The organism is Ruegeria sp. THAF33 (genome assembly GCF_009363615.1).
GTDB lineage: Bacteria > Pseudomonadota > Alphaproteobacteria > Rhodobacterales > Rhodobacteraceae > Ruegeria.
This window is the reverse complement of sequence record NZ_CP045384.1, coordinates 3,075,816-3,087,363: the sequence shown is the minus strand read 5'-3', so window position 1 is coordinate 3,087,363 and position 11,548 is coordinate 3,075,816. Positions and strand designations below refer to the sequence as shown.

9 protein-coding genes are annotated in these 11,548 nt (G+C 62.0%); 5 read left to right on the top strand and 4 right to left on the bottom strand.

What is annotated here, in order from left to right:
* Positions 1–2 precede the first annotated feature (2 nt).
* Positions 3–233, bottom strand: coding sequence for a DUF2798 domain-containing protein (locus tag FIU92_RS15480; RefSeq protein ID WP_152459469.1), 231 nt, complete (start codon positions 231–233; stop codon positions 3–5).
* A gap of 74 nt (positions 234–307) precedes the next feature.
* Positions 308–1,063 carry a hydroxypyruvate isomerase family protein gene (locus FIU92_RS15475; RefSeq protein ID WP_152459468.1) on the bottom strand — a complete coding sequence of 252 codons (756 nt, stop codon included), beginning with the start codon at positions 1,061–1,063 and terminating at the stop codon, positions 308–310.
* A 182-nt stretch (positions 1,064–1,245) separates the two neighbouring features.
* Between FIU92_RS15475 and FIU92_RS15470 the strand changes: the two genes are divergently transcribed.
* Entirely contained in the window at positions 1,246–2,190 is a 945-nt protein-coding gene (locus FIU92_RS15470; RefSeq protein WP_254705320.1) for a DMT family transporter, read from the top strand.
* Here the strand turns inward: FIU92_RS15470 and FIU92_RS15465 are convergent.
* Positions 2,173–2,748 (bottom strand): DUF1285 domain-containing protein, encoded by a 576-nt coding sequence (locus FIU92_RS15465; protein WP_172978506.1) that lies wholly within the window; start codon positions 2,746–2,748, stop codon positions 2,173–2,175. The two genes, FIU92_RS15470 and FIU92_RS15465, sit on opposite strands and share 18 nt — an antisense overlap.
* Before the next feature lie 64 nt (positions 2,749–2,812).
* Between FIU92_RS15465 and FIU92_RS15460 the strand changes: the two genes are divergently transcribed.
* From FIU92_RS15460 to FIU92_RS15445, 4 genes are read left to right on the top strand one after another with little or no spacing between them, the layout of a single operon-like run.
* A complete protein-coding gene (locus FIU92_RS15460) occupies positions 2,813–3,820 on the top strand; it encodes a MoxR family ATPase (RefSeq protein ID WP_152459465.1) in 1,008 nt (335 codons plus the stop codon).
* Positions 3,817–4,692 (top strand): DUF58 domain-containing protein, encoded by an 876-nt coding sequence (locus FIU92_RS15455; RefSeq protein WP_152459464.1) that lies wholly within the window; start codon positions 3,817–3,819, stop codon positions 4,690–4,692. Before FIU92_RS15460 ends, FIU92_RS15455 begins: the two co-directional genes overlap by 4 nt.
* Positions 4,689–7,451 carry a DUF4159 domain-containing protein gene (locus FIU92_RS15450; protein ID WP_152459463.1) on the top strand — a complete coding sequence of 921 codons (2,763 nt, stop codon included), beginning with the start codon at positions 4,689–4,691 and terminating at the stop codon, positions 7,449–7,451. Before FIU92_RS15455 ends, FIU92_RS15450 begins: the two co-directional genes overlap by 4 nt.
* Positions 7,448–9,490, top strand: coding sequence for a hypothetical protein (locus FIU92_RS15445; protein ID WP_152459462.1), 2,043 nt, complete (start codon positions 7,448–7,450; stop codon positions 9,488–9,490). Before FIU92_RS15450 ends, FIU92_RS15445 begins: the two co-directional genes overlap by 4 nt.
* Here FIU92_RS15445 and pbpC read toward each other — a convergent pair.
* Positions 9,487–11,523, bottom strand: a complete 2,037-nt coding sequence (gene pbpC / locus FIU92_RS15440) for a penicillin-binding protein 1C (RefSeq protein ID WP_152459461.1) — start codon at positions 11,521–11,523, stop codon at positions 9,487–9,489. The genes FIU92_RS15445 and pbpC overlap by 4 nt on opposite strands.
* Between the last annotated feature and the right edge of the window lie 25 nt (positions 11,524–11,548).

Below are 11,548 nucleotides of genomic sequence, written 5' to 3'. Positions count from 1 at the left end.
GGTCAGCTCTGTGGCCTGACCCACCCTTCGACCATACGTTTAACCGAAGGTCCTAGGACCAGGATCACCGTGAACGCGATGGGCCAGCAAAAGGCCCAGGACGCCATCCAGTCACCAAGCGTTTCAGGATGGAACCCCACTGCCTTGACCGTAGCGATCCCGGTGACAATGCACGACATCAGTCCTGACATGATCAGTCCAAAGATGGCATGGGCAAAGCGGGCAGGAATCATATCGGGCATCCTCGAAAACGGCTTGCCCGATATGTGCGCCTTTCGGGCAGCGAATTCCAGACTAATGAACGTCGTTAACGTCGCATCCAAGCCAGGGTCGCATCCGTTCGAGCCGTCGAAGGCGCGTATTCGGCGCTGACCCAACCGCTGTAACCAGCATCATCCATTGCCGCGAAAAGCTGCGCGAAATCCGTAGGCCCGCGTCCCGGTTCAGAACGTTCGGGGGCGGCCCCAATCTGGGCGTGGACAACACTGGGGTGAAAACGCTCCCAGACGGCCAGCGCGTCGCCGTGGATCATATGTGCGTGAAAACTGTCATATTGCAGACCGACATTCGGGCGATCCACGCGGCCCAGTACCTCGGTCGCCAGATTATAGTCGTTCAGGAAATAGCCGGGTTGGGACATCGGATTGAGGGGTTCGATCGTAAATGTCTGCTGCGGTGCGAAATCGGCGGCCCACTGCAAGTTTTGCACGAAGCAGTCCAACGCATCCGTCCCGGCTGCGTATCCGGACATTATATGAATGAAGCCCGGCCGCAGCACCTGAGCGTAGCGCAGAACGCGGCGGATATCAGACTGAAACCGGGACGCACCGCCGGGGATGGCGGCATAACCCGGTGCGCCACCGGTATAATTCGGCGGGGGCGCGTTGATCAGAACCAGTTCGAGCCCGTTGGCCAGCAAGGCACGCCGGGTTTCTTTTGCAGCAAGTTCGTACGGAAACAGGATCTCGACCGCCTGGAACCCGGCATCTGCCGCTGCCTGAAACCGATCCAGATACGGAAGTTCGGCAAAGAGCAATGAGATATTCGCGGCGAATTTTGGCATAGGCGGCCCATGGATTTCTGGTGGCCCGACCTTATCCGCGCGTTGATTTCTGTGAAAGTGACAGAAAACGACAGTTTGTCGAAATTCGACCAGATCGACCCGATGAAATCGGAAACGCTTCCTGCATTGCGGCGAATCAATTTTCTGACGCCGTGCCAATGGAAGGTTTGAAAACGATGGCGATGAGCCCAGACCCCGTCCGCGGGAACAGCCTTTCTGCGCCGACGGGACAGCATTCTGCCTTGTCCGGTAACGGGTTGGCCGTGGCTTCGATGCTGACATGGGCGGCCGGGTTTCCGGCGGCCGAGGTGCTGTTGCAAACATGGCCGCCCGTCGCCCTGTTGGCCGCGCGACTGGCGCTGGCCGTGTTGGTGATGGTGCCGGTCTGGGTGATTCTGGACGGGCCGCGCCGGGTTGTTTCAGCCCGCTGGGGTCATGCAATGACCGTCGGCGGCCTTGGAATCGGGTTGGGAATGTTCCTGTTGATCTTGGCGCAAAAGCTGACCGACCCGGTGACGGTGGCAATCATCGTCTCTTGCGCACCTTTGGTGGCCACATTGCTTGAATTGGCTGCTGGCACACGCCGGTTGAAGTGGAATTTTGCGCTGGGCGTAGCTGTATCGATTGTCGGCGGGTTGATCGCCACCAGCGCCTTGGCCCCGGCCCAGTTGGGTCTGGGCGCGGCCTGTGCGGTTGGATCAACGGTGCTATTTTGCTGGGCCAGCATGGCAACCGCCCGGGATTTTGCCGAACTGAGCCAGACCGGGCGCACCACGATCACCTTTGTCGGAGGGCTGGCCATGGCATCGCTGCTGGTTTTCGGATCGGCGCAGTTTGGTCTGGACGTGATGCCTGCAACTGCGTTCGACATGCAGCAGGCAGGCATGCTGATGATCTATGCGCTTATCTCCATGGGTCTCAGCCAGGTATTTTTCATCACCTCCGTCGGTAAGCTGGGCGTTGCGCTGGCCTCTTTCCACATCAATGTTGCCCCGTTTTACGTGATGCTGATCATGCTGATGCTGGGGGACGAATGGAACTGGACTCGGGCATTGGGTGCGAGCATTGTTGCAATGGCTGTCGTGCTGGCACAGGATCGCGCGCCACGGTCAGCTCAGGTCGGCTGAGGGGATCAGGCCAAAGAACTGCCCGCCTGACCAAACACCGAACCAGCCGTCATGGTGCGTTCCGATCTCGACGAGGCGGTAAAAGCTTTTGCGGTCTATCCGAGCTTCGAGGTTGTCGCGGATCAATATGTAGGGTGAGGGTTCGTCTGTTTCAGGGTCGATAACAATCCGGATCGGATGATCAACTCCGGCCACGGCCCGGTCGCCAACATGGGTTGTGAAGGTCAAGGACTGGTTCTTTCCATCCCCGTCCCGGTCGAAATCCACAGCGACAAACGGCGCGTCTTCGACAGTGATTCCCACCTTCTCGACCGGGGTGACGAGGAAGTACTTGCCGTCTTCCTTCTTAAGAATTGAGGAAAAAAGCTTCACAAGCTCGAAACGGTTGATGGGTGAGCCTAAATAACTCCATGTGCCATCTTTTGCGATCTTGATGTCCAGATCGCCGCAAAACGGAGGATTCCAGAGGTGAACGGGCGGTAAACCGTTGGTTTTGGCCGCTTTGACCGATGCCGCCAGACCATCTGGCGACGGTTTCACAGGTTTTTGTCCGCTCATTGCTTTTGCCATTTCCTCTCAGCGCGATACACTTCAATCATAATAGTCCACGGAAGGGAAAGTCATGACCGAACCTGCCGACCTCGTAGCCGAGATCGAAGCGCTGGAAAACAAGCTGCAAGAGGCCAAGGCCTCGATCACCCGCCGCTTCATCGGGCAGGAGAGGGTCGTGGACCTGACGCTGACCGCACTTTTGTGCGGCGGCCATGCCCTGTTGATCGGTCTGCCGGGTTTGGGCAAGACACGCCTGGTCGAGACTCTGTCGACGGTGATGGGCCTGCATGGCAGCCGCATTCAGTTCACGCCCGACCTGATGCCCGCCGATATTCTTGGGTCCGAGGTTCTGGACACTGCCGACGATGGCAGCCGGCATTTCCGGTTCATTCCCGGCCCGATCTTCTGTCAGTTGTTAATGGCGGATGAAATAAACCGGGCAAGCCCGCGGACACAATCGGCACTGTTGCAGGCGATGCAGGAACGCACCGTTACCGTGGCAGGTGAAGATCGTTCATTGGGTACGCCGTTCCATGTGCTGGCAACGCAAAACCCGATCGAGCAGGAAGGCACTTATCCGCTGCCCGAAGCCCAGCTTGACCGGTTCCTGGTGCAGATTGACGTCGAATATCCCGACCGTCAGACCGAGCGGGATATTCTGCTGGCCACGACCGGGGTTGAAGAGGAAGAGGCGCATCAGATTTTCAGCAAGGAAGAGTTGCTGGCTGCGCAGGTCTTGTTGCGCCGGATGCCGGTCGGAGAATCCGTCGTTGAACTGATTCTTGATCTGGTGCGGGCCTTCCGCCCCGAAGAACCCGGTGTGTCCGAACGGGTTGCCGAAACCGTGGCCTGGGGTCCGGGCCCCCGTGCCGCGCAGGCGCTGATGATGACGGTGCGGGCGCGTGCCATGTTGCAGGGACGCCTGGCACCAAATGCCGAGGATGTTCTGGATATGGCGCGCCCGGTGCTCAGCCACCGGATGGCACTGAACTTTGCGGCAAGGGCGCGTGGTGACAGCCTTGCAGAGCTGATTGACTCGACCGCTGTCGGGCTGATCCGGACCGAGGCCGCGGCGTGAATGCCGAGCTGACCCTTCGCGAGAGATCCGAAGCCGAGGCATCACGGCTGCCGCCCCTCTTGGCGCGGGCCGAGCACTTGGCCGGAACCGTTCTGCTGGGCGACCACGGTCGACGGCGGTCCGGGATGGGGGATGATTTCTGGCAATACCGCCCGGCGCAGGTCGGCGACAGCCGTCGCATGATCGATCACCGCCGCTCGGCGCGGGGGGATCAGCAGTTCGTACGTGAACGGGAATGGCAGATCGCGCAATCCGTGATGTTATGGGTCGATCAGGGGGCTTCGATGCGGTTTGCGTCCGACAAGACCCTGCCGACCAAGGCGGATCGCGCCCGGCTGTTGGGGCTGGCGACATCCATCCTTCTGGTGCGCGGCGGTGAACGCGTAGGTCTGACCGGCACCACCTTGCCGCCCCGGCGCGGCAATGCGCAGATCATCCGGCTGGCGCAGGCCTGGACCGAGGATGATCAAGCGGATTACGCCCCGCCCGAACACCGCGCCATGATCCCTCATGCCCGCGCCGTGTTCATCTCGGATTTTCTGGGCCCCATGGATGAGGTTGAACTTGCCCTGACCAAAGCCGCCGACCGTGGCGTGCGCGGCGTGGTTCTGCAAGTGCTGGATCCGGGTGAAGAGTCGTTTCCCTATCGCGGACGCACCATTTTCGAAAGCGTCGGAGGGTCTGTCCGACACGAAACGCTCAAGGCCGCCGAGCTGCGGGACCGTTATCTGGAACGCCTGGCGCACCGCAAGGACGCGCTGAGGCAACTGTGCCGAGCGACGGGCTGGCAACTGGGCCTGCACCACACGGGCGACAGCGCACAAGCGGCTCTTTTATGGCTTTATCGGGCCTTGGATGGGGGCACGCGATGACGGTTCTGGCGGGCATCGGCTTTACCGCGCCATGGGTGTTGCTGGGTCTTCTGACTCTGCCGATCCTGTGGCTGATCCTGCGCGCGGTTCCGCCGGCACCGATCCGCCGCTTGTTCCCGGCGGTCACGCTGCTGTTGGGCCTGAAAGATGACGAAAGCGTATCCGACCGCACCCCATGGTGGCTGCTGCTGCTGCGGATGCTGGCGGCGGCTGCGATCATCATCGGGCTGGCAGGGCCGGTTCTGAACCCGTCACGGGATGAAACCGGAACCGGGCCGCTGCTGCTGGTGCTGGACGCCAGTTGGGCCGGAGCCGCGCGCTGGCCGGCGACACTTGACCAAATCGACACGCAACTGTCGGAGGCCGGGCGCGCGGGCCGAACGGTTGCAATTTTGCGCCTGACAGAACCTGAAACACCGGTATTTCAGGCTGCGGAAGCGTGGCGCGGGCGTTTGCCTGGGCTGACCCCGAACCCCTGGCAGCCGAATGCAGATCAGATTGCTCAGACCATTGCCGCGTTGAACGCCGTTGACGGCGGATTTGATACCCATTGGTTCAGTGACAGGCTGGACTATGCAGACCACGCTGAACTGGTGTCCAGCCTTCAGGCGCGCGGAGATGTGACGGTCTATCAGGCGGCCTCCCGGCCCGTTGCGATCCGGCCTGCGGCCTATCAGGACGGGCTGATCCAATTGACGGTCCAGCGCGCGGGCCTCGGACCGGAAGACCGCGTGACGGTATTGGCGCAAGGCCGTGATCCGGCGGGCACGGCCCGGGTGCTGCATTCGGTCGACCTGACCTTTGAAGCCGGCGAAACCACGGCGCAGGCCGATCTGGCGCTGCCGTCGGAATTGCGCGCCCGTATCACGCGGTTTGAAATACAGGGCCAAAGGTCCGCCGGGGCCGTGACTTTGACCGATGACAGTCTGCGCCGGCGCGAGGTTGCGCTGATTGCCGGAACCCGCAACCGTGAAGGGCTGGAGCTGTTGTCACCCCTGCATTACCTGACGCAGGTCCTGGTCCCGACCGCGGATTTTGTCGATGGCGGCCTGCTTGAGGTTCTGCCCGCCAACCCGGATGTGATCGTCCTGTCGGACGTGGCGCAGATGTCGGAGCCGGAAGAGGCCGCTTTGATCGAATGGGTCGAACAGGGCGGGCTTCTGCTGCGTTTTGCCGGTCCACGCATGGCGGCCAGCGATCTGGGCAGGGATACCGAAGACACCCTGTTGCCGGCGCGGCTGCGCAGCGGTGGGCGATCCGTCGGCGGTGCGATGAGCTGGGGCGAAGCCAAGACGCTGGCTCCATTCCCCGAGAGCTCTCCGTTTTTTGGCCTGGATATCCCAAAGGACGTGGTTGTTTCGACCCAAGTCATGGCGCAACCAGACCCTAACTTGGCGGATCGCGTGATTGCTTCGCTGTCCGACGGAACTCCGTTGGTGACACGCAAGGCTTTGGGGCTTGGGCAGGTGGTGCTGTTTCACGTCACTGCGGATGCCGAATGGTCCAGCCTGCCGTTGTCGGGCCTGTTCGTCGAGATGCTGGATCGTTTGGCCGTGGCTTCGGCGGCCAAGTCGCGGCAAGAATCGCAACTGCAAGGCACCACGTGGGAGCCGGTTCAGATTATGGACGGGTTTGGCGCCCTGTCAGATGCCGGAACCCTGGCCGGTGTGGATGGCGTTCAGCTGATCTCGGGCCGGATCGGGCCAGATTTGCGTCCGGGTCTCTATGAAAGCGGAAAGCAGAAGCTGGCATTGAACGTGGTCTCGGAAGAAACCGAGCTGCGCCCGGTGACCTGGCCCGCCAATGTGCCGATCAAAGGGCAGGAGGTCAGCACGGAAACCCCGCTTGGTGGCCTGTTACTAAGCCTCGCAATGATCTTGCTGACGGTTGACGTGATTGCCTCGCTGGCCTTGTCGGGCAGGCTGGGTCTGGCGCGAACGGCGGCTGCCGCGCTGGCCGCTTTTCTGCTGGTGCCGGACGTACAGGCGCAGACGCCGGAGGATACCGAATTTGCCCTTGCCGCAACGCACGAGCTTGTGCTGGCGCATGTGCTGACCGGTGAGACGCAGGTGGACGATATTGCCGAGGCCGGATTGCGGGGCTTGGCGCAAACCCTGTTCTTTCGCACCTCTGTCGAACCGGCGGACCCAATCGGCGTTGATCTGGAACGAGACGAGCTGGCATTCTTTCCGCTTCTCTACTGGCCCATTACGCCGAACCAGCCGCAACCTTCGGCCGAGGCGTATATCAAACTGAACGCCTATTTGCGTTCGGGTGGGATGATCCTGTTTGATACGCGCGATGCGGATATTGCCGGTTTCGGCGCATCCAGTCCGAATGGCCGCAAGTTGCAGCAACTGGCCGGACCGTTGAATATCCCTGCATTAGAGCCGATTCCCCGCGATCACGTCCTGACCAGAACATTCTATTTGCTCCAGGATTTCCCGGGCCGCTATTCCGGCGCAGAAGTCTGGGTCGAAGCTGCACCCGGGGATGCAGAACAGATCGAAGGGATGCCTTTCCGAAACCTCAATGACAACGTGACACCGGTGGTTATCGGCGGCAATGACTGGGCCGGGGCCTGGGCCGTGGATCGCAACGGCCAGGCCCTTTTGCCTGTCGGTCGTGGGTATGCCGGGGAACGGCAACGCGAACTGGCCAATCGTTTTGGCGTCAATCTCGTGATGCACGTGCTGACCGGGAATTACAAATCCGATCAGGTCCACGTGCCCGCCCTTTTGGACAGGTTGGGACAATGACCGGAACCGTCATATTCGACCCGCTGATCCCGTGGCCGCTTTTGGCTGCTGTGGGGGCGATTGCCACTGTCGGAGTAGCTCTGGCCTTGTGGCGCGGTTTGTCGGGCTGGGCCCTGCGGGGATTGGCGGCCCTGGTTGTCGTCGCGGCACTGTCCGGTCCGGTCTATCAAGTCGAGGACCGCGCGCCGCTGACGGATATCGTTTTGATGATCGAGGATGAAAGCGCCAGCCAGTCACTTTCGGACCGGGCCGAACAAACGGTGCAGGCCGCCGAAGATCTGGCCGCCGAGATCGAGGCGCGGGACAATACGGAACTGCGCCGCATTCGGGTCGGCGACGGTGACGGGGATGAGGGCACGCAGGTCATGGCCGCCCTGAATGAGGCCCTGGCCGAGGAACCGCGTGCGCGCATCGCAGGCATTCTGGTGGTATCGGACGGGATCGTGCACGATGCCGATCAGGCCCCGGAATTGCCGGCGCCGATGCATCTGCTGCAAACCGGGCGTGCGGACGACTGGGATCGCAGGCTTATCGTCCGAAATGCGCCTGCTTTTGCCATCATCGGTGAATCGGTGACTTTGACCCTGCGGGTTGAGGACAGCGGAGCAGCACCCGCGGGTGCCGCGACAGCGCCGTTGGAGATTTCCGTGGATGGTGGTGAGCCTCAGCAACTGAGTATTCCAATCGGTCGGGATGTCGAACTGCCTGTCACCCTGCCTCATGGCGGGCGCAACGTGATCCAGTTTTCCGTGCCCCTGGCCGAAGGCGAGTTGACCGACCGCAACAACACCGCGCTGATCCAGATGAACGGCGTTCGGGATCGCCTGCGCGTTCTGCTGGTCTCGGGTGAACCTCATCCGGGCGGGCGCACATGGCGCAACCTGCTGAAATCCGACAGCTCGGTCGATCTGGTGCATTTCACCATCCTGCGCCCGCCCGAGAAGCAAGACGGCGTGCCGGTGGACGAATTGTCTTTGATCGCCTTCCCGACCCGCGAGTTGTTTCTGGAAAAGATCAACGATTTCGATCTGATCATATTCGACCGCTACAAGCGGCGCGGCATCCTGCCTGCGATCTATCTGGACAACGTCACCAGTTATATCAATGACGGCGGCGCGGTTCTGATTGCGGCCGGTCCCGATTTCGCCGGAGCTGACAGCATTTTCCGGTCGCCGCTGGCGCCGATCCTGCCGGCGCAACCTTCCGCGCGTGTCTTCGAGGAACGCTTTGTTCCGAAGGTCAGCGAGTTGGGTCAGCGCCATCCGGTGACAACAAATCTGGGCGATTCCGAGGATTGGGGGGCCTGGTTGCGCCAGATCGATGTGAACCATCGCTCGGGCGAGGTTCTGATGACGGGCATTGACGAACGCCCCCTGCTGGTTCTGGACCGAGTGGGAGAAGGGCGTGTTGCGATGCTGGCATCGGACCATGCCTGGCTGTGGAGCCGTGGCTTTGAGGGTGGCGGCCCGCAACTGGAGCTTTTGCGCAGGTTGGCCCATTGGATGATGAAGGAACCCGAACTCGAGGAGGAGGCGCTGTGGGCCGAAGCCAACGGGCAGTCCATGCGCATCATTCGACAGACGCTTGGGGATGATGTGGGTCCGGTGACTGTGACGCGCCCGAACGGGGAAACGCTGGAAATCACCTTGCAAGAGGTCTCTCCGGGGCGGTTCGAAGCGCAATACTATGGGCCCGAGATTGGTCTTTACCGTTTGCAGGAAGGCGACCACATGGCCGTGATTGGCCTTGGCCCCGCCGCACCGAAGGAGTTTGAACGCACCATCGCAACCGGCGATGTTCTCGAGCCAGTTCTGGCCAGTATGCGGGGTGGCGTAATCCGCTTGGAGGACGGTTTACCGTCGATCCGCAACGTGCGCACCGGGCGTCCGGCAGCAGGCCGGGGCTGGATCGGTCTGACGCCGCGAAATGCCTATGAGACACGAGACGTTACGCAAGCGGGTCTGCTTCCGCCTTGGCTGGTTTTGATGTTGGCCGGTGGGTTCCTTCTGGGCGGTTGGCTGCGCGAGGGGCGACGTTAGTCGATCCGGATGGATGCCCGGTCGGATTGACCTTGCGCATCCACCACTACAAGCGAAGTGAAACCGGCCCCGGGATTTGGGATTTCGAACTCTCGGTGTCGCTGCCCGGTCAGCAGGGGTACACCGTCTGCCAGCACTGAAAACGGCCCGACACCCCCGCGCAGTTTGACTGTCAGAGGTGCCCCAAACGTCTCTAACACGGAATTATCGGGCGGAAACAGCAAGTCTGGTGCGGACGGGTCATTGTCGAATACAGCCGTGCGGGGGCGGAAACGCTGCAAGGGTTGGGGCAATTGAGCAGCACCCACCAGCAGGGTCGAAGGCGGCGGCGGGCGCAGGGGCGTGAGCTCGGGTTTCAACAGGTTGAAAGCCTCGGCCAACAGGGGTGCGGCAAGGTCGCCCCCGAATGCACCGGGAACAGGCGTTCCATCGGCGCGGCCCAGCCAGACCCCTATGACGTGCTGCCCGTCAAAGCCGATGGCCCAGGCATCGCGGTGGCCATAAGACGTGCCGGTCTTGTAGGCCAGCGCCCCTGTCGCACCACCTGCCGGTGGCGCAAGCCCGGCCAGAATGTCCGAAACCTGCCAGGCCGAGGTTTCCGACAGAACGCGCCGGGTGCGCCGGGCGTCTGCCAGAACGTCATGATGCAGGATCGGGCCTGTACCGCCAGCTGCCAGAGTGGTGTAAACCTGTACCAGATCGTGCAGGCTCAACCCCACGCCACCCAAAGAAATCGCCAATCCGGGTGTTGCGCCATTCAGACGTGGCTCTGACCCGGCCAACCGCAAAGCCGTCATCAACCGAGCTGGCCCCAGCTCATTCGTCAGGCGCACTACGGGGATGTTCAGCGACAGCTGTAGGGCGTCCCGCACCCGGACATCGCCACGGAAGGCGCCGTCGAAATTGCGCGGTGCGTATCGGCCAAACATCACGGGGCTGTCGCTGATCAGGGTCTCGGGATGGGCCAGCCCCTGATCGAAGGCCAGCCCGTAGACCAGAGGTTTCAGGGTCGATCCGGGTGACCGTACGGCCCGGGTCATATCCACGAACCCCTGACGGGCATCTTGGTACCCGGCAGATCCAACCGATGCCAGAACCTCGCCGCTGCGATGGTCGGCCACGATCAGAGCCCCGGAAACGCGTGGTCCGACGCGGGTGGCGGCCTGGGCCACCAAGGTTTCCAGCCGGGCCTGTAATCCGGCATCCAGCGTCAGATCGAAGGCCTGGATTGCGGGTGCTTGCAGCCTCACGCGGTCAGTCAGATGGGGTGCAAAGCGCGGAAACAGATTCATCCGATCCGGAAGGGGTTCGGTCATGGCCGCACGCGCTTGGGCATTGGTCAGGACGGTGTGGCGCACCAGCCTGTTCAGAACCAGGTCGCGGGCCTGCCGGGCAGCCTCTGGCTTGCGATCCGGGCGCCGGGCCTCGGGGGATTGCGGCAACGCAACCAACAGGGCGCTTTGCGCGGGCGTCAGCCGCGTGGCGTCCTTTCCAAACCACGCGCGGGCGCCGGCACGGAGCCCTTCAAGATTGCCACCATAGGGGGCATGGGTCAGATAAAGGTTCAGGATTTGCTGTTTGCTCAGACGCCGCTCCAACGCCAATGCGACTCTGATCTGGCGAAATTTCCCGCTCCAGCGCCCGGTTGGGCCATCTTCGATCAACCGCGCCACCTGCATGGTCAGGGTGGACCCGCCCGACACGTTACGCCCGTTCCACAGGCTTTGCCCGGCAGCCCGCAGCATCGCGATGAGGTCCACTCCGGCGTGGGTCCAGAACCGTTTATCCTCGTACCGGATCAGCATCGCGATGAAATCCGGGTCAACTGCGCCGGGCCGCAGCCTCCAGATGCCATCCTCGACTGGAAACGCCCGCAAAAGCTCGCCATTCCGGTCCCGCATCTCGACCGAAGTTTCAGCCAGAACGGAAGGCAGCGTTGTGGCATCGACCCAGCGGTCAACACCATCCCGTGCCAGTGCCGTCAGATAGAGTGCTCCGGCCAGCGCAAACAAGAGCCGCGACCGCCTAGGCATGTCGACCGCCCAAACAAGGGTATGG

Excerpts from the sequence above, each read along its gene's own strand:
- FIU92_RS15480 (WP_152459469.1), bottom strand. The coding sequence starts at position 233 with ATGATTCCTGCCCGCTTTGCCCATGCCATCTTTGGACTGATCATGTCA.
- FIU92_RS15475 (WP_152459468.1), bottom strand. The coding sequence starts at position 1,063 with ATGCCAAAATTCGCCGCGAATATCTCATTGCTCTTTGCCGAACTTCCG.
- FIU92_RS15470 (WP_254705320.1), top strand. The coding sequence starts at position 1,246 with ATGAGCCCAGACCCCGTCCGCGGGAACAGCCTTTCTGCGCCGACGGGA.
- FIU92_RS15465 (WP_172978506.1), bottom strand. The coding sequence starts at position 2,748 with ATGAGCGGACAAAAACCTGTGAAACCGTCGCCAGATGGTCTGGCGGCA.
- FIU92_RS15460 (WP_152459465.1), top strand. The coding sequence starts at position 2,813 with ATGACCGAACCTGCCGACCTCGTAGCCGAGATCGAAGCGCTGGAAAAC.
- FIU92_RS15450 (WP_152459463.1), top strand. The coding sequence starts at position 4,689 with ATGACGGTTCTGGCGGGCATCGGCTTTACCGCGCCATGGGTGTTGCTG.
- FIU92_RS15445 (WP_152459462.1), top strand. The coding sequence starts at position 7,448 with ATGACCGGAACCGTCATATTCGACCCGCTGATCCCGTGGCCGCTTTTG.
- pbpC (WP_152459461.1), bottom strand. The coding sequence starts at position 11,523 with ATGCCTAGGCGGTCGCGGCTCTTGTTTGCGCTGGCCGGAGCACTCTAT.